At 71.9% G+C, this 17,924-nt stretch carries 13 protein-coding genes; 8 read left to right on the top strand and 5 right to left on the bottom strand.

The window, feature by feature from the left end; all coding sequences use genetic code 11:
- The first annotated feature begins 219 nt into the window (after window positions 1-219).
- Both ACFVS9_RS01405 and ACFVS9_RS01410 read left to right on the top strand, forming a co-directional pair.
- On the top strand, window positions 220-2,487 hold the full coding sequence (locus ACFVS9_RS01405; protein WP_383113887.1) for an ATP-dependent RecD-like DNA helicase: 2,268 nt from the start codon (window positions 220-222) through the stop codon (window positions 2,485-2,487).
- Window positions 2,488-2,684: 197 nt separating this feature from the next.
- Window positions 2,685-3,983 carry a citrate synthase gene (locus ACFVS9_RS01410; RefSeq protein ID WP_073746777.1) on the top strand — a complete coding sequence of 433 codons (1,299 nt, stop codon included), beginning with the start codon at window positions 2,685-2,687 and terminating at the stop codon, window positions 3,981-3,983.
- Between the two features lie 760 nt (window positions 3,984-4,743).
- Here ACFVS9_RS01410 and ACFVS9_RS01415 read toward each other — a convergent pair.
- The 4 genes from ACFVS9_RS01415 to ACFVS9_RS01430 form a co-directional block, all read right to left on the bottom strand.
- Complete coding sequence (locus tag ACFVS9_RS01415; protein ID WP_389929364.1) at window positions 4,744-5,055, bottom strand: hypothetical protein; 312 nt, start codon at window positions 5,053-5,055, stop codon at window positions 4,744-4,746.
- A complete protein-coding gene (locus ACFVS9_RS01420; RefSeq protein ID WP_389929366.1) occupies window positions 5,052-5,243 on the bottom strand; it encodes a hypothetical protein in 192 nt (63 codons plus the stop codon). Before ACFVS9_RS01420 ends, ACFVS9_RS01415 begins: the two co-directional genes overlap by 4 nt.
- Before the next feature lie 582 nt (window positions 5,244-5,825).
- Entirely contained in the window at window positions 5,826-6,131 is a 306-nt protein-coding gene (locus ACFVS9_RS01425) for a heavy-metal-associated domain-containing protein (protein ID WP_383113884.1), read from the bottom strand.
- 94 nt (window positions 6,132-6,225) lie between these two features.
- Window positions 6,226-7,074, bottom strand: coding sequence for a TetR family transcriptional regulator (locus ACFVS9_RS01430; protein ID WP_389929368.1), 849 nt, complete (start codon window positions 7,072-7,074; stop codon window positions 6,226-6,228).
- A gap of 158 nt (window positions 7,075-7,232) precedes the next feature.
- Between ACFVS9_RS01430 and ACFVS9_RS01435 the strand changes: the two genes are divergently transcribed.
- Together ACFVS9_RS01435 and ACFVS9_RS01440 are read left to right on the top strand one after the other, a co-directional pair.
- Window positions 7,233-9,485 carry an MMPL family transporter gene (locus tag ACFVS9_RS01435; RefSeq protein WP_389929370.1) on the top strand — a complete coding sequence of 751 codons (2,253 nt, stop codon included), beginning with the start codon at window positions 7,233-7,235 and terminating at the stop codon, window positions 9,483-9,485.
- Between the two features lie 209 nt (window positions 9,486-9,694).
- Window positions 9,695-10,747, top strand: coding sequence for a zinc-dependent alcohol dehydrogenase family protein (locus ACFVS9_RS01440; RefSeq protein WP_389929372.1), 1,053 nt, complete (start codon window positions 9,695-9,697; stop codon window positions 10,745-10,747).
- 466 nt (window positions 10,748-11,213) lie between these two features.
- Here ACFVS9_RS01440 and ACFVS9_RS01445 read toward each other — a convergent pair whose 3' ends face one another.
- Window positions 11,214-12,140 (bottom strand): sugar phosphate isomerase/epimerase family protein, encoded by a 927-nt coding sequence (locus tag ACFVS9_RS01445; protein ID WP_383113880.1) that lies wholly within the window; start codon window positions 12,138-12,140, stop codon window positions 11,214-11,216.
- Between the two features lie 847 nt (window positions 12,141-12,987).
- Between ACFVS9_RS01445 and iolC the strand changes: the two genes are divergently transcribed.
- The 4 genes from iolC (at window position 12,988) to iolD (ending at window position 17,911) form a co-directional block, all read left to right on the top strand.
- Window positions 12,988-14,007, top strand: a complete 1,020-nt coding sequence (iolC, locus tag ACFVS9_RS01450; RefSeq protein ID WP_389929374.1) for a 5-dehydro-2-deoxygluconokinase — start codon at window positions 12,988-12,990, stop codon at window positions 14,005-14,007.
- Window positions 14,004-14,894 (top strand): deoxyribose-phosphate aldolase, encoded by an 891-nt coding sequence (locus ACFVS9_RS01455; RefSeq protein ID WP_389929376.1) that lies wholly within the window; start codon window positions 14,004-14,006, stop codon window positions 14,892-14,894. Before iolC ends, ACFVS9_RS01455 begins: the two co-directional genes overlap by 4 nt.
- 192 nt (window positions 14,895-15,086) lie before the next feature.
- Complete coding sequence (gene iolB / locus ACFVS9_RS01460) at window positions 15,087-15,974, top strand: 5-deoxy-glucuronate isomerase (RefSeq protein ID WP_383113912.1); 888 nt, start codon at window positions 15,087-15,089, stop codon at window positions 15,972-15,974.
- Complete coding sequence (gene iolD, locus ACFVS9_RS01465) at window positions 15,971-17,911, top strand: 3D-(3,5/4)-trihydroxycyclohexane-1,2-dione acylhydrolase (decyclizing) (RefSeq protein WP_389929378.1); 1,941 nt, start codon at window positions 15,971-15,973, stop codon at window positions 17,909-17,911. The genes iolB and iolD overlap by 4 nt, the downstream gene beginning before the upstream one ends.
- Window positions 17,912-17,924: the final 13 nt, after the last annotated feature.

The following is a 17,924-nucleotide window of genomic DNA, read 5'->3' on the forward strand; positions in this document are numbered from 1 at the left end:
GCACGTGCGTCCGGACACCCTCCGGGGGCGTTCACGGGCCTCCTCGGGGACGGGCGCGGCCCCCTTTCCCGGGAATCACCGGAAGCCCCTCGGAAGTCCCTCGGACCCGCCGGGCCGGCGCGCGGGCCGCGCGGGCCGCCTCCACGGACCCGGCCCGCGCTGTCGGTGCCTGCCGGTAGCCTCCCTGGCAACGCACATAACGGATGAGCAGGTGGGGCCGTGCCTGGCAAAGGAGTCGGACCGGAGCAGGGCAGCCGCCAGGGCGTTGCCGAACTGACCGGAGTCCTGGAGCGGATCACCTACGCCAACGAGGAGAACGGCTACACCGTCGCCCGCGTCGACACCGGGCGCGGCGCGGGCGACCTGCTCACCGTCGTCGGCGCGCTGCTCGGAGCCCAGCCCGGCGAGTCCCTGCGGATGGAGGGGCGTTGGGCCTCGCACCCGCAGTTCGGCAAACAGTTCCAGGTGGACAACTACACCACGATCCTCCCGGCCACCATCCAGGGCATCCGCCGCTACCTGGGATCCGGTCTGATCAAGGGCATCGGGCCCGTCATGGCCGACCGCATCACCACCCACTTCGGCGTCGACACCCTGGACATCATCGAGCAGCGGCCCGAACGGCTCGTGGAGGTGCCCGGACTCGGTCCCAAGCGTACGAAGATGATCGCCGCGGCCTGGGAGGAGCAGAAGGCGATCAAGGAGGTCATGGTCTTCCTCCAGACCGTCGGCGTCTCCACCTCGATCGCCGTCCGCATCTACAAGAAGTACGCCGACGCCTCGATCTCCGTCGTGAAGAACCAGCCCTACCGGCTGGCCGCCGACGTCTGGGGCATCGGCTTCCTCACCGCCGACCGCATCGCCCAGGCCGTGGGGATCCCGCACGACAGCCCCGAGCGGGTCAAGGCCGGACTCCAGTACGCCCTCTCGCAGTCCACGGACCAGGGGCACTGCTTCCTGCCCGAGGAGCGGCTGATCGCCGACGGGGTGAAGCTGCTCCAGGTCGACACCGGGCTCGTCATCGACTGCCTGGCCGAGCTCGCGGAGGACCCCGAGGGCGTCGTACGGGAGAAGGTGCCGGGGCCGGAGGACGGACAGCCGGTCACCGCCGTGTACCTCGTCCCCTTCCACCGCGCCGAGATCTCCCTCGCCGCCCAGGTGCAGCGCCTGCTGCGCACGCCCGACGACCGGATGCCGGCCTTCCAGGACGTCGACTGGGACAAGGCGCTGGCCTGGCTCGCGCGGCGTACGGGGGCCACGCTGGCCCCCGAGCAGGAGGCGGCCGTCCGGCTCGCGCTCAGCAGGAAGGTCGCCGTCCTCACCGGCGGACCCGGCTGCGGCAAGTCGTTCACCGTCCGGTCCGTGGTCGAGCTGGCCCGCGCCCGCAACGCGAAGGTGGTGCTGGCCGCCCCCACCGGACGAGCCGCGAAACGGCTCTCGGAGCTGACCGGGGCCGAGGCGTCCACCGTGCACCGGCTGCTGGAGCTGAAGCCCGGAGGGGACGCCGCGTACGACCGGGACCGGCCGCTGGACGCCGACCTGGTGGTCGTCGACGAGGCCTCGATGCTCGACCTGCTGCTCGCCAACAAGCTGGTCAAGGCCGTGGCCCCCGGCGCGCATCTGCTGCTGGTCGGTGACGTGGACCAGCTGCCCTCGGTCGGCGCGGGGGAGGTGCTGCGGGACCTGCTGGCCGACGGCGGACCGGTCCCGGCCGTCCGGCTGACCACCATCTTCCGCCAGGCCCAGAAGTCCGGCGTCGTCACCAACGCCCACCGCATCAACTCCGGGGTGCCGCCGCTCACCCAGGGGCTGGACGACTTCTTCCTGTTCGTGGAGGACGAGACGGAGGACGCGGGGGTGCTCGCCGTGGATGTCGCCGCCCGCCGCATCCCGGCCAAGTTCGGCCTGAACCCCCGACGTGACGTGCAGGTCCTCGCCCCGATGCACCGCGGCCCGGCCGGGGCCGGCCATCTCAACGGCCTGCTCCAGCAGGCCATCACCCCGGGACGCCCGGACCTCCCCGAGAAGCGGTTCGGCGGCCGGGTCTTCCGGGTAGGCGACAAGGTGACCCAGATCAGGAACAACTATGACAAGGGGGAGAACGGCGTCTTCAACGGCACGGTCGGCGTGGTCACCGCCCTCGACGCGGACGAGCAGAGGCTGACGGTCCTCACGGACGAGGACGAGGAGATCGGTTACGACTTCGACGAACTGGACGAACTGGCCCACGCCTACGCGATGACCATCCACCGGTCACAGGGCAGCGAGTATCCGGCGGTCGTCATCCCCGTGACGACCAGCGCCTGGATGATGCTCCAGCGGAACCTCCTCTACACCGCGGTGACCAGGGCCAAGAAGCTCGTCGTACTGGTCGGTTCCCGCAAGGCCATCGGGCAGGCCGTCCGCACCGTTTCCGCAGGCAGACGCTGTACGGCGCTGGATTTCCGGCTCAGCGGCGGAACGGGCGGAGACTTCCCGGAAAAATGATCGATCAAAACGGTGGGAAACATCACTGAGGCCTTCCGGAACCGGAAGGGAGGGGGCAGGATGAGAAAGTTGGCGGCACTCAGTGCCGTCGGTAGGTCCAATGGACGACCCCGAGTGCACTCTCCTGCGCCAAATGGGGGAGGGTGGAGACAGTCAGGGCACCTCGAAGAAGAGGCACTACGTCGGTGAGGGATGACGTGAGCGAGCACACCAACAACGCTGTAGTACTGCGGTACGGCGATGACGAGTACACCTACCCGGTGATCGACAGCACCGTCGGCGACAAGGGCTTCGATATCGGGAAGCTCCGGGCCAACACGGGCCTGGTCACGCTGGACAGCGGATACGGCAACACAGCCGCCTATAAATCCGCCATCACCTACCTCGACGGCGAGCAGGGCATCCTGCGGTACCGCGGCTACCCGATCGAGCAGCTCGCGGAGAGCTCGACGTTCCTCGAGGTCGCGTACACGCTGATCAACGGTGACCTTCCCAAGGTCGACGAGCTGTCGGCCTTCAAGAACGAGATCACCCAGCACACGCTGCTGCACGAGGACGTCAAGCGTTTCTTCGACGGCTTCCCGCGCGACGCCCACCCGATGGCCATGCTGTCCTCGGTCGTCAGCGCGCTGTCCACCTTCTACCAGGACAGCCACAACCCGTTCGACGAGGAGCAGCGCCACCTCTCGACGATCCGGCTGCTGGCCAAGCTTCCGACGATCGCGGCGTACGCGTACAAGAAGTCGATCGGCCACCCGTTCGTCTACCCGCGCAACGACCTCGGCTACGTCGAGAACTTCCTGCGCATGACCTTCTCGGTCCCGGCCCAGGAGTACGTGCCGGACCCGGTCGTCGTCTCGGCGCTCGAGAAGCTGCTCATCCTCCACGCGGACCACGAGCAGAACTGTTCGACCTCCACCGTGCGTCTGGTCGGCTCGTCGCAGGCGAACATGTTCGCCTCGATCTCCGCCGGCATCTCGGCCCTGTGGGGCCCGCTGCACGGCGGCGCCAACCAGTCGGTCCTGGAGATGCTCGAAGGCATCCAGGCCAACGGCGGCGACGTCGACTCCTTCATCCAGAAGGTCAAGAACAAGGAGGACGGCGTCCGCCTGATGGGCTTCGGCCACCGGGTGTACAAGTCCTTCGACCCGCGCGCCAAGATCATCAAGGCCGCCGCCCACGACGTGCTGTCCTCGCTCGGCAAGTCGGACGAGCTGCTCGACATCGCGCTCAAGCTGGAGGAGCACGCGCTCTCCGACGAGTACTTCGTCTCGCGCAACCTCTACCCCAACGTGGACTTCTACACGGGCCTGATCTACCGCGCCATGGGCTTCCCGACCGAGATGTTCACCGTGCTGTTCGCGCTCGGCCGGCTCCCCGGCTGGATCGCCCAGTGGCACGAGATGATCAAGGAGCCGGGATCCCGCATCGGCCGCCCGCGCCAGATCTACACCGGCGAGGTCCTGCGCGACTTCGTCCCGGTCGAGGGCCGCTGAAGCCCGTAGACCCGCTGCTGCACCCCGGCCGCTCCGGCCGGCATCCTTCGCCCCGCGTACCGCGCTCGTCCTGTCCAGAGCGCGGTGTCCGGGGCGATTCGGCGTTTTGGGGGCCTTGCTCTCCGGGGGGTGTCGCGGTCGCGGTGGTCCGGGGTCGCTGGTCTCCGGTGGCGGTGCGGTGGTCCGGGGGTGCGCGCTTCAGGGGTGATGGCCGGGGGGTGGGGTCCAGGGCCGGCCGGGTAGGGCTTTGGCCGGGTCTCCGGGTCTCCGGGTCTCCGGGCCTGCCCGGGGCTCCGGCGCGTCGTGGATCTCTGCCGGCGTCGTCCGGGCGCTCTCCCGGTCGCCGTCGGTCGCGGTGGGGGCATGCGCGGAATGCGCCGCTGGAGGCCGGTGGGGGTGTGTGCGAGAAACGCCCCGCCGCCGATCCCCCCACGGGTCGACGGACAGGGCGCTTCCCATATCCCGGAGCGGATTCCCCCCACGGGATCCGGCCGGGCGTCTGCAGGGAGCCTGAACTCCCTTTGCTCTGCGGTGGTGCGTATTCAGTTCGTTCCTGCTGTGCGGCCGCCGGGGTACGTACGCACGGGAGGGCCGCTCAAGCTCCCCGGTGCACGTGCCCCGGCCAACGCTTGCCATGGAGCGTCCCCCAAGACACTCCATCGGACGTCCCCCAAGACATCCTTGGCATCGCACTCTTAGACTCACCAACCCATCAGATGGTTACCCTCAAATCGGTGTGATCTAAGTCTCTTTGTGGAAATCATGTGAAGGAGCGCGACCTCAGGCTTTCCGTCACGGCGAAGGCCGCCGAGAACGCCACTGCCGCACCCGCGATCATGGCGCTGAGCAGCCCGAACGCGCTGAGAGGCAGTACGGCCACGTTGTAGCCGAAAGCCCAGAAGAGGTTGCTTCTGATGGGGGACAGAGTACGCCCCGACCGGCGGATGGCGGCAGGGGCCACCTTGAGATCTCCACGAACCGGTGCGAGGTCGCCCGCCCGGGGCGCCGCACCGGTGCCGGTTCCCACCGGCAGACCAGGATCGGCCACGGCGAGAGCGACGGCGACGATCACCCGCCACCGGCCATCACCACGTACCCGCCCTCTGCCTGGAGACGCCGTCCGACCTCGGCCTTGTCCTTTGGGAGAGCCTCCGCGTGGACCGTGCCGATCCCGATCGCGCGGGTCACGGGGATCAGGGCGGCCCCGCTCCGCGCGGGCGGCAGGATCGGTTCGAGGCCCGGTGTCCGGAGGTCCGTCACGGCCGCCGCGCTGCCGTCCTTCGCCCGTCCATCCGGCTGGGCTTCTCCTCGACCTGGGCCGTGCGCGAGGCGCAGACGGTTCCGCCGCTCGTGGAAGCGGCCTCGGCGGTTCCCGCCGACGGGGCCTCGGCTGCCGTGGTGCCGACGTGTGTGCCGACTCCTGGGTCGGGCGGTCGGGCTGCTTCCGCACCGCTGTCCACCTCTCCGGTGGCGTACGGCCTGAAGCGGCCCTCCGGGACGAGCGGCCCGAAGGGGCCCGGGTCCCGGCGCTCCCGCGCGTCCCGCCGGGCGGCCGGCGAGCACGCCCCATGCACGGGGCGGCCGTCCGGGTGTGCGGGCGAACCGGCTCGCCCGTGGGGTGCGGGGCGCGCTGCTAGCGCCGGGTGGTGCGCGCGGGCGCTACGGATGGCGCGTACCGGGTGTGATGCCTCTGCCGTGGGTACGCGGGCACCAGTGGACGCACGGCCTGGGGCGCGGGTGTGCGATGCGTGCACGGTCTGGGGTGCGGGCGGTGCGCCCGCCCTGAGGTGTGACGGCCGTGCCGATCCGCGCACACCCAGGGATGGCGGGCGGTGCCCGGTCTCAGGCGCGGCCGACGAGCTCGTAGCCCGCCTCGTCGACGGCGGCGCGTACGGCCTCGTCGGTCAGCGGCGCCGCGGATTCGACGGTCACCCGGCCGGTGGCGGCCTCGGCCTTGACCGAGGTGACCCCCTCGATCGCGGAGATCTCCTCGGAGACCGCCCCTTCGCAGTGACCGCAGGTCATGCCCGTCACCTCGTACACCGCGGTGACGGCGCCCACCTGGACGTCGGCCGCCCCGTCGTCGCAGGAGCCGGTGGACGAGCAGCAGGAGCCGGAGGTCCGGGGCGTGTCCGTCTCGGTGGTCATGGCGTTCTCCTCTTCGCGGGGACAGCGGGTGTGACGGTGGGGCGCGAGGGCGCGCCAGGGAGCCCGGTGCGCCTCACCGTGTACCACTATACCCCTAGGGGGTATCAATCCCCTTTGCTGTCGCCCCCTCGGGCGTGTCGCAGACCAGGGGCTCCAGGTAGCGGTACATCACGGCCTTCAACTCGTCCGTGTAGGCCACCCGTTCGGCTCCCTCGTGGGACATGATCAGGTCGAGGCCGGCCTTGAAGAGGACGAAGGACATCTCGGCGGTGCGGGCGACCTGGTCCGCCGGCAGCTCGGGCAGGTAGGCGCCGAGGAGCTGTTCGGTCCTGGTGAGCATGGCGGCGTGCAGGGCGTCGTGCTCCCGGGTGATCACGCCCGGGATCTCGGAGCCGTGGGTGAGGACGGCGAAGGCCGGGTTCTCGCAGTTGAAGGCGATCAGCGGGTCCAGGACCGTGTTCAGGAGCCGGTCGAGCGGCAGCTCGATGTGGCTGACGACGAAGGCGGCGCCGTACGTCTCCCGCCAGCGGTGCAGGAGCTGTTCGCCGAGCTCGATGGCGATGGCTTCCTTGTTGGGGAAGAACTGGTACAGCGTGCCCGGTGAGACGCCCGCCTCGCGGGCGATGGCGTTGGTGCTGGCGCCGTTGTACCCGCTGGCGCTGAAGACGTCGGCGGCGGCTTCGAGCAGCTGGGCGACGCGGGCCTCGCCGCGCGCCTGGCGACGGCGGGGGCGGCCCGCCGCGCCGCCCGCTCCCGCTGCTCCGGTGCCTGTGCCGGAGCCCGCGCCGGTGTCGGCCGCGGGGCCGGAGCCGGTGTCCGTGGTGGCGGCTTTGCGGCCGCTGTTGTCCTTGGTGCCCGCGCCACTCTTCTCGCGGCTGTCGCTCTGCTCTCGGTCGCCGCTCTGCGCGGGCGTGGCGGCTGCTTCCGCTCTGGCCTCCGGCACGGTTGATCCCCAGCTCTCAAGACGCGGTTGACAAATACGAGCGGCCACTCGCATTCTGAACAAACGCGAGCGGGTGCTCGTGTTTGCCAGTGTACGTGGCAATGGCCGACCCGTGCCGTTCCGTGCTGCCCGGGTCCCGGTGAAGGGGACACCGCACCATGTCCGAAGTCAACAGCCCGGAGCGTGCCGGGGGGTGGACCCGCTTCGTCACCGCGAGGCCGAGGCTCGCCCTGCTGGCCGCCCTGGTGATCACGGCGCTCGCTGTGTTCGCGGGCAGCGGGGTGGCCGACAGGATGGGCAGCGGCGGCTGGGAAGCGCCCGACGCCGAGTCGACCCGCACAACCCAAATGCTGGAGCGGGAGTTCCCCGACTCGCAACCCAACCTGCTTCTGCTCGTCGACAGCGGCGACGTCACGGTCGACGATCCCGCAGTGGCGGCCGAGGCGGCCCGGCTCACCGACCGGCTCTCGGCCGAGCCGGGGATCACGGGGGTCGGCTCGTACTGGCGGACGAAGTCCCCCGCCCTGCGCTCCTCCGACGGACACGAGGCGATCGTCGCCGCCCGGATCACAGGCGACGAGAAGGGCGCCGGCGAGATCCTGGACCGGATAGCCCCCGTCTACGGCGGTGCGCACGGCCCGGTGGATGTGTCCGTCGGGGGACCCGTCGCCGTGCGGCACGAGATGCAGAGCATCATCCAGGAGGACCTCCTGCGTGCCGAGCTGATCGCTCTGCCGGTCACGCTGGTGCTGCTGGTCATGGTCTTCGGGAGCGCGGTCGCGGCCCTGCTGCCCCTCGGCGTCGGCATCGTCGCGATCCTGGGGACCAACGCGGTGCTGCGCGGCATCACGGAGTTCACCGATGTCTCGGTCTTCGCCCAGAACCTCACCACGGCACTGGGCCTCGGACTCGCGATCGACTACGCCCTGTTCATCGTGCGCCGCTTCCGCGAGGAGCTGTCGGCCGGGGCGGACACCCGGACGGCGATCGGCACCACCCTGCGCACGGCGGGCCGCACGGTGCTCTTCTCCGCGCTGACGGTGGCCGTGTCGCTCGCCGCGATGATGGTCTTCCCCCAGTACTTCCTTCGCTCCTTCGCCTACGCGGGCATCGCGGTGGTGCTGTTGGCCGCCGCGGCTGCCCTCATCCTGCTGCCGGCCGCGCTGATGCTGCTCGGGCCACGGGTGAACGCCCTGGACCTGGGCCGGCTGCTGCGGCGCCGCCGCCCGGAGCCGGCCTCCGGGACCGCGGCGGCCGAGGGATCGGGCAGGGGGTGGGCCCGCTTCTCGGTGCTCGTGATGCGCAGGGCTCCTCTCTTCGCCGTCGTCACCACGGTCGGGCTCGTCCTCCTGGGACTCCCCTTCCTCGGGGTGAAGTTCGGCACGGCGGACGACCGGCAGCTGCCGGACACAGCCGAGTCCCGCGTCGTCCAGGAGCACATACGGGACAGCTTCCCCGGCAGCCCCGGCGGTGGCCTCGAAGTGCTCGCGGAGGGCACGGCGAATGCCGGCCAGTACGCCGAGTTCAAGGACCGGATCGCCGCGCTGCCCGGAGTGCAGAGGGTCGACGGGCCCGTCACGGGGGACGGATCCGCGTACTTCAACGTTCTTCCCGAGGGGGAGCCCGTCGGGCAGGGGGCCCAGGACCTGGTCCGCGAGCTGCGGGCCGAGCCCGCCCCGTTCGACACCTCGGTGACCGGGACGGCGGCCGTCCTGGTCGACTCGAAGGACGCCATAGCGGACCGGCTGCCCTGGGCGGTGGGGATCATCGTCGTGGTGACGCTGCTGCTCGTCTTCCTGCTGACCGGCAGCGTCCTCATCCCGCTCCAGGCGGTCGTCCTGAACGCGCTCAGCCTGACCGCCATGTTCGGAGCGGTGGTCTGGGTCTTCCAGGACGGAAACCTCTCCGGGATCCTCTCCTTCACCAGCACAGGTGACATCGAGACGACCCTGCCCGTGCTGATGTTCTGTGTGGCCTTCGGCCTCTCCATGGACTACGGCGTGTTCCTGCTCTCCCGGATCAAGGAGGAGTACGACCGCACCGGCGACCACGAGCATTCGGTGACGTTCGGGCTCCGTCACACGGGCGGGCTGATCACCGCGGCTGCCGTCATCCTGGCCGTGGTGATGGTGGCCATCGGCACCTCGCGCGTGACCAACACGAAGATGCTCGGCCTCGGGATCGCCCTGGCCGTACTGATGGACGCCATGGTGGTGCGGAGCCTGCTGGTGCCGGCCGTGATGAAGCTGATGGGCCGGGTCACCTGGTGGGCCCCCGCGCCGCTGCGCGCCTTCCACCAGCGGTTCGGACTGAGCGAGGGTGAGCCGGCTCCGGCCGGGGGCGAGGCCCCCGAGCAGCTGCCGCCGGGAGCAGGTGGGAAGGAGCGGGACAGGATCACGGCCGGGGCGTAGATTCGCCCGGAGCCGGAGCCGGAGCCGGAGCCGGAGCCGGAGCCGGAGCCGGAGCCGGAGCCGGAGCCGGAGCCGGAGCCGGAGCCGGAGCCCGGTGGCGGTGGCGGTGGCGGTGGTGCCGGGATGGTGGCGCCGGGTGGCGGAGCCGTACGGCGGTGGCCGGGCGTGCGTGGTCGAGTGCTGGTGGCTGGAGCAGGGAGGCGGGACGGATGAGGGCAGTGGTGTTCGAGGAGTTCGGGCAGGAGGCCCGGGTCCGGGACCTCCCGGACCCCGTTCCTCCGGCCGGGGGAGTCGTGGTGCGAGTCGAGGCCACGGGGCTCTGCCGGAGCGACTGGCACGGCTGGATGGGGCACGACCCGGACATCGTCCTCCCGCACGTGCCCGGCCACGAACTGGCCGGAGTGGTCGCGGACGTGGGCCCCGGTGTCCACAACTGGCGGGCCGGCGACCGGGTCACCGTGCCCTTCGTCTGTGCCTGCGGCCGGTGTTCCGCCTGTGCCGCCGGCGCCCAGCAGGTCTGCGAGCGGCAGACCCAGCCGGGCTTCACCCACTGGGGGTCCTTCGCCGAATACGTGGCGCTGGAACAGGCCGACGTCAATCTGGTCGCGGTGCCCGAAGGGCTCTCGCCGGCCACGGCGGCCGGACTCGGGTGCCGGTTCGCCACGGCGTTCCGTGCCGTGGTGGAACAAGGGCGGGTCGCTCCGGGGGAGTGGGTCGCCGTGCACGGCTGCGGCGGGGTCGGACTGTCCGCCGTGATGATCGCGGTGGCGTGCGGGGCCAGGGTCGTCGCGGTCGACGTGTCGCAGCGGGCCCTGGAGCTGGCCAGGGCGTTCGGCGCGACCGAGACAGTGGACGCCTCGTCGCACCCCGGTGGTGCGGACGAGGCCGTACGCGAACTGACCGGTGGCGGCGCGCATCTGTCGCTCGACGCCCTCGGCTCCCCGGTCACCTGCGGCGCCTCGGTGCGGAGCCTGCGCCGACAGGGCCGCCATGTCCAGGTCGGGCTTCTGCCGTCGGCGGCGGGCGACCCCGTCGTCCCCATGGCGAGGGTGATCGGTCTGGAACTGGAGATCCTCGGCAGCCACGGCATGGCCGCCCACGCCTACCCGCCGATGATGGACATGGTCCGGGCCAGCACCCTGCGGCCGGATCTCCTGGTGACGTCCACCCTCACCCTGGACGATGCCCCGAAGGCCCTCGCCGCGATGGGCACGGGCTTCGGGACGGGCGTCACCATCATCGAGCCGGCGAAGAAAGCCTGAGGGCCGGGCGCAACGGCTACGGCCACGCCAACGGCAACGGCAACGGCTACAGCCACGCCAACGGCAACGGCAACGGCTGCGGCTGCGGCTGCCGGGCCGGGAGGCGATCCGCGCGAGGACGGTGCCCACGGCCCCCTGGGCTTTCCGCGCCGGACCTCGTCCGGAGGCGGAGGAGCCCATGCCTACGCTACGAACGGAGGCGGAAGGAGTCCGTGCGTGCGCTACGAACGGACCGTGTGCGGCTGGGCCCGGATGTGTGCGCGAACTCCTGGTACGACCTGAGGGCCTTGCCCGTCGTGAGGGGACCCCTCTGCGTCTCCCGTGTGCCTCTGTCCCGGTGAACGAGGTCGCGGGCGGCGGTTCAGGGAGCGGCGCGAGTCCGTGGCACGGGATCAGCGGAACGCGGGCCTACGCGACCGAGGGGGTAGCGGGCTGCTGTGGCGCAGGAGGATCAGGGGCCAGCGGGTCAGGAGGACGGCCGCGCTGGCCCGCAGATGCGGAGGAACTCCCGGGTGCGGCGTGCGATGGGCAGCGGTTTGTCCGGCGGGCAGGGATACATGTCCTGCTCGACGATGGCGAACAGGTCCTTCCCCAGGGCGCGTGCGGCGTCCAGCACCGGCTCCAGCGCGGGCACACCGCCGGGCGGCTCGCACATCACGCCGCGGGCCACCGCCGGGCCGAACGGCACCTCGTTCGCCACGACATCGGCCAGCACCGCAGGATCGACCTGCTTGAGGTGCAGATAGCCGATCCGCTCCCCGTAGGTCTTGATGAGCTTCACGCTGTCCCCGCCGCAGTACGCGTAGTGCCCGGTGTCGAGACAGAGGGAGACCAGGTCGGGGTCGGTGGCGTCGAGGAAGCGGTTGACGTTCTCCTCGCTGTCGATGTGCGTGTCGGCGTGCGGGTGCACCACGACGCGCAGTCCGTACGTGTCCCGCACCTCGCGGGCCAGGCGCTCCGTCTGGGTGCTGAGGTCGTGCCACTGCCCGGGGGTGAGCGTCCGGTCCTCCAGCACCTCACCCGTCTTGTCGTCCCGCCAGAACGACGGGATGACCACGAGATGTCCGGCCCCCATCGCCCGGGTGAGTGCCGCGATGCCGGCGACATGCTCCCAGGTCCGGTCCCAGACCGCCGGACCGTGGTGCAATCCGGTGAAGACGGTGCCCGCGGAGACGGCGAGATTCCGGCGGGCGGTCTCGTCCGCGAGCCGGGCGGGATCGGTGGGCAGATAGCCGTACGGGCCGAGCTCGATCCACTCGTAACCCGCCTCGGTGACCTCGTCGAGGAACCGCTCCCAGGGCACCTGCCGCGGATCGTCGGGGAACCACACCCCCCATGAATCGGGTGCCGAACCGATGCGGATGCGGGCCGGGGAGGGTACGGAGGAGGTCATATCGCCCACCCTCCAGCCCTCGGGAAGGAGTGTCAAGAGTTCGTCCGAATGTCCGGACAAAGTGTTGACAGGGCTCTGGGTGAGGGCTAGACCTGGGACGGGCCGACCGGCCGGGGCCGGCTCGCGCGACGCACACCGGAGGGAGGCCCGGGGAATGGGCCAGGAGGACCGGCGCGGGCGAAGAGCGGGGGCGTACGGGGCGGATGACAGGTCGTGAGCGGTGGCCCGGAGGGACGGACGGTACGAACTGCCGTATCGGACCGACGGGTTCGGCGATCCGTTCTGGGCCCCCGGTTGGGCGATCCGTTCTGGGCCCCCGGATTGGGTGGTCCGCCCTGGGCCGCGGGTTGGTCGATCCACCCTGGGCCTCCGGGTTGGGAGACCCGGCCCGGATCACAGGGTTGGGCGATGCGCCACGGATCACCGGGGTGTTCGACAGCCCGGGACCAACAGTCAGGACCACCAGAAGAACCACCGAGCCGGAGCGCGGCTCCAGCCCACCAGGTCGGGCGACCTGCCCGGATCACCAGCAGGACCACCTGGCCCGGACCACCTGGCCCGGACCGCCCGGCCCGCACCACCGGCCCGGACCACCCGGCCCGCACCGCCGGACCGGCTCACCAGGCGGACCACCCGGCCCGCACCACCGGACCGGCACACCCGGCCCGTACCGCCTGCCCGGACCGCCCGGCCCGCACCACCGGACCGCACCACCGGCCCGCACCACCGCGCCGGACCCACCAGGCCGAAGCAGCGGTCAGGACCACGGGGCGGATCGCGGGGCGGACCACGGGGCGGATCACCCGGCCGGAGCGCCGGGCCGGAGTACGAGGTCGAAGGGATGCGTATGCCTGAGCCGTACGACGTCATCACCATGGGGCGGATCGGGGTGGACATCTACCCCTTGCAGACCGGCGTACCACTGGCCCGGGTCGAGACCTTCGGGAAGTTCCTCGGCGGCTCGCCGTCGAACGTGGCGGTGGCCGCCGCCCGGCTGGGACGGCGCACGGCTGTCATCACGCGCACAGGCCGGGACGCCTTCGGCGACTACCTCCACCAGGCGCTGCGGGAGTTCGGGGTGGACGACCGTTGGGTGGGCGCCGTGGCGGAGTATCCGACGCCCGTGACCTTCTGCGAGATCTTCCCGCCGGACCACTTCCCGCTCTACTTCTACCGGCAGCCCAAGGCACCCGATCTGGAGATCCACCCTGCGGAGCTGGACCTGGACGCCGTACGCGCCGCCCGTGTCTTCTGGATGACCGGCACCGGACTCTGCGCCGAGCCCAGTCGCACCGCGACCCTCGCCGCCCTCCGGGCCCGCGGCGCGGCAGAGGCACCGGGCCCGGCCGGCCCGCCGCGCGCCACCGTCTTCGACCTCGACTGGCGCCCCATGTTCTGGGGGGAGGGGAAGGGCGGTGACGCCGAAGCCGCCCGTACGCACTACCGCGAGGCGCTCGCCCACGCCACGGTCGCCGTCGGCAACCTCGACGAGTGCGAGGTGGCCACCGGGGAACGCGACCCGCACGCGGCCGCCGCCGCCCTGCTCGCCGCCGGGCCCGAACTCGCCGTCGTCAAGCAGGGACCGGCCGGCGTCCTCGCCGTGCACCGCGACGGCACGACCGCCGAGATCCCGCCCCTCGCCGTCGAGGTGGTCAACGGACTGGGCGCGGGCGACGCCTTCGGGGGCGCCCTCTGCCACGGTCTCCTCGCCGGCTGGGACACGGACCACGTCATGCGCTACGCCAACGCGGCCGGGGCCATCGTCGCCTCCCGCCTCGCCTGCTCCTCCGCGATGCCCCACCCGCACGAGGTCGAACAGGTCCTGACCGACGGCGTGGCGGGCCCGGCCACGGGCAGCACCCCGTGACCCCGCCCGCCGCGGCAGGCGTCGCCGACCTCGTACGGCTCCGCGCCGACCGCCCCGAGGCCGTCGCCGAGGCCGCCGCCACCCGCGGCAGGCGCCCCCTCCTGGGTCCCACCGGACGGCTGATGATCATCGCGGCGGATCATCCGGCCCGCGGGGCCCTCGCCGTCGGCGACGACGGCCTGGCCATGGCCGACCGCTTCGACCTGCTGGAACGCCTCTGCCTCGCCCTGGCCCGCCCCGGCGTCGACGGGGTGCTCGCGGGTGCCGACGTCCTGGAGGACCTGCTGCTCCTGGGCGCACTGGAGGAGAAGGTCGTCATCGGCTCCATGAACCGAGGCGGGCTCGCGGGCGCCGCGTTCGAGCTCGACGACCGCTTCACCGGCCACCGCCCCGTCGACCTGTCCCAGCGGCGTTTCGACGCGGGCAAGTTGCTCCTGCGGATCGATCACGACGACCCGGGCTCCCTGGACACCCTGCACACCGCAGCCCGCACCGTGAACGCGATGGCCGCCCACCGGCTGCCCGTCTTCATCGAGCCGTTCCTCTGCCGGCGTACCCCCGGAGGCATCCGCACCGACCTGGGCGCCGCCGCCGTCACGACCTCCATCGCCATCGCCTCGGGGCTGGGCGGCACGTCCGCCTACACCTGGCTCAAGGTCCCCGTCACGGAGGACCCCGACGACATGGAGCGCGTGATGCGGGCCTCGACCCTGCCCGCCGTCCTGCTCGGCGGCGAGGTCCCGGAGGATCCCGACACGGCGTACGAGCGGTGGCGGGGCGCCCTGCGGCTCCCGACCGTCCAGGGGCTGGTCGTCGGACGGTCGCTGCTCTATCCCGCCGACGGCGACGTGGCGGGCGCCGTCGACACGGCCGTGGGGCTGCTGTGAAGGTGGCCGTCGACACGGCGGTGGGGCTCCCGTGCACGGTGCTGGGCCGCGCCGTGTCACTCCGGTACACGGTGGCCGTCGACACGGCCGTGGGACCGGACTCCCGTGGACCGGAAGTGGACACGAACGCGAGGCGTCCGTGAGCGAGGCCCGACGACGGGTAGGGATGGAGCCATGGGAGCCAGGGGAGCGATGACGAAGCCGGACGAGCAGCAGAGGCACCACCACCTCAGGGCCGGTCACGCCGCGAGCGGTCCCTACGCCCTCGACATCGGCCCGGAGCGGGCCGGATGGGAGCGGTCCGCCCTGCGTGTGCTGGAGCTGGAGCCGGGCGGAGTTCACACCCTGGTAACCGGGGAGAGCGAATGGATCGTCCTGCCGTTGTCCGGTGGCTGTACGGTGCGCACAGCAGGTGAGATCTTTGAACTACGGGGCAGGAAAGACGTGTTCGGCCCTGTGACCGATTTCGCCTATGTCCCACGCGACGCCCGCGCCCAGATCTCCTCCGGCGCAGGAGGCCGCTTCGCCCTGGCAGGAGCGAAGTGCGAGCGACGACTCCCCGCTCGCTACGGCCCCGCGCCGGAGGTACCGGTCGAGCTGCGTGGCGCGGGCACCTGCTCGCGCCAGGTGCACAACTTCGCCGCGGCCGACACCTTCGACTGTGACCGGCTCATCGCCGTCGAGGTCCTCACCCCCGGCGGCAACTGGTCCTCGTACCCGCCCCACAAGCACGACGAGCACCACCCCGGCACCGAGTCCGTGCTCGAGGAGATCTACTACTTCGAGGTCGAGGGCGACGGCCTCGGCTACCACCGGGTCTCGCCCTCCCGGCCCGGAGGAACGGACGTGCTCGCCGAGGTCGCCACCGGTGACGCCGTCCTCATCCCCGACGGCTGGCACGGCCCGTCCATCGCCCCGCCGGGACGCACCCTGTACTACCTGAACGTCATGGCGGGCCCGGGCGAGCAGCGTGAATGGCTGATCCGCGACCACCCCGACCACCGCTGGATCCGTGAGACCTGGCCCGATCAGCCCGTCGACCCACGACTGCCGCTCCACGGTCCGGAGGCCGCCCGGTGACCACACCCCGCCGCACGTCCCACCCCTCCGGTACGCCGGGCGCGTCCGGGCCGGCCGGGGCCACCCGCAGGCTCACCACCGCGCAGGCGCTGATCGCCTTCCTCGCCCGCCAGTACACCGAGCGCGACGGGCGGCGCCACCGCCTGATCAACGCCACCTGGGGCATCTTCGGCCACGGCAACGTCGCGGGCGTGGGGCAGGCACTCCTCGAAGCCGGCCCCGCGATGCCGTACCTCCAGGGCCGCAGCGAACAGGCCATGGTGCACGCCGCCGTCGGATACGCCCGCCGGTCCGGCCGGCTCTCCGCGCACGCCGTCACCACCTCCATCGGCCCCGGCGCAACCAACCTCGTCACGGGTGCGGCGCTCGCCACCGTCAACCACCTGCCCGTCCTCCTCCTGCCCGGAGACACCTTCGCGACCCGCCCCGCAGACCCGGTGCTCCAGCAGCTCGAAGTGCCCCACGCGGGCGATGTGTCGGTCAACGACTGCCTGCGCCCCGTCTCCCGCCACTTCGACCGGATCACCCGCCCCGAGGCGCTGATCCCGGCCGCCCTGCACGCCATGCGCACCCTCGCCGACCCGGCGGCCACGGGGGCCGTCACCCTCGCGCTGCCGCAGGACGTACAGGCCGAGGCGTACGACTGGCCCGCGGAGTTCTTCGCGACACGGGTCTGGACCGTACGCAGGCCGGCCCCCGATCCGTACGAGCTCGAACAGGCCGTCCGCGCGGTGCGTTCCGCGCGCCGCCCCCTGATCGTCGCGGGCGGCGGTGTCCACCACAGCGCGGCCGAGGAGGCGCTCGCCGCGTTCGCCGCCTCCACCCGCATCCCCGTGGCGTCCACCCAGGCCGGCAAGGGCTCGCTGCGCCACGACCACCCCGCCGACGTGGGCGGCATCGGCCACACCGGCACCGCGACCGCCGACGCGCTCGCCCGCGAGGCCGACCTGGTGATCGGTGTCGGCACCCGCTACACCGACTTCACGACCGCCTCCGGCACCCTCTTCGCGGAGCCGGGGGTCCGCTTCCTCAACCTCAACATCACCGGCTTCGACGCCCACAAGCTCTCCGCCCTCCCCCTCGTCGCCGACGCGCGCACCGCGATCGAGGCGCTCGGCGAGGCCCTCGGCGCGCGCGGACACCGCGTCACCCCCGCCTACGAGAGCGAGTACACCGACGCCAAGGAGCGCTGGGAGCGGCGCGTCGACGCCGCCTTCGCCACCGCGGACCCCGACGCCCGCCCCACCCAGGCCCAGGTGCTCGGGCTGCTCGACGAGCTGGTCACCGAGGACGACGTCCTGGTCAACGCGGCGGGCTCCCTCCCCGGCGACCTCCACAAGCTGTGGCGGACCCGCTCCCCGCACCAGTACCACGTCGAGTACGGGTACTCCTGCATGGGATACGAGATCCCCGCCGCCCTCGGGGTCCAGCTCGCGGCGCCGGGCCGACCGGTCTGGGCCCTCGTCGGCGACGGCACCTACCTGATGAACCCCACCGAGATCGTCACCGCGGTGCAGGAGAACCTGCCCGTCAAGCTGGTCATCCTGCAGAACCACGGATACGCCTCCATCGGCGGCCTCTCCGAGTCCGTCGGCGCCGAGCGCTTCGGCACCGCGTACCGGCACCGCGCCGACGACGGCGCGTTCACCGGCGCCCCCCTGCCCGTCGACCTCGCCGCCAACGCGGCCTCGCTCGGCATGCGGGTGCTGCGCGCCGGGTCGGTCGGTGAGCTGCGCCGCGCGCTCGCCGAGGCACGTGCCGCGGACCGTCCCACTTGTGTCTACGTCGAGACCGAAACGGCAGACACAGTGTCGGGCCCTCCTCCGGCACAGGCGTGGTGGGATGTTCCCGTAGCCGAAACCGCGACCCGCCCGTCGGCGGTCGAGGCGAGGAAAGAGTACGACCGGCAGATCGCAGCCCGACGCCGCCACCTGTGAAGGAGACCCCGTC

Origin of the sequence: Streptomyces sp. NPDC058008, from assembly GCF_042886395.1 — a bacterium.
Classification (GTDB): Bacteria; Actinomycetota; Actinomycetes; order Streptomycetales; family Streptomycetaceae; genus Streptomyces.

Bases quoted from the DNA above. Each gene is read 5' to 3' on its own strand.
- ACFVS9_RS01425 (WP_383113884.1), bottom strand. From the start codon at position 6,131: ATGACCACCGAGACGGACACGCCCCGGACCTCCGGCTCCTGCTGCTCG.
- iolB (WP_383113912.1), top strand. From the start codon at position 15,087: ATGACGAAGCCGGACGAGCAGCAGAGGCACCACCACCTCAGGGCCGGT.
- ACFVS9_RS01445 (WP_383113880.1), bottom strand. From the start codon at position 12,140: ATGACCTCCTCCGTACCCTCCCCGGCCCGCATCCGCATCGGTTCGGCA.
- iolC (WP_389929374.1), top strand. From the start codon at position 12,988: ATGCCTGAGCCGTACGACGTCATCACCATGGGGCGGATCGGGGTGGAC.
- ACFVS9_RS01435 (WP_389929370.1), top strand. From the start codon at position 7,233: ATGTCCGAAGTCAACAGCCCGGAGCGTGCCGGGGGGTGGACCCGCTTC.
- ACFVS9_RS01440 (WP_389929372.1), top strand. From the start codon at position 9,695: ATGAGGGCAGTGGTGTTCGAGGAGTTCGGGCAGGAGGCCCGGGTCCGG.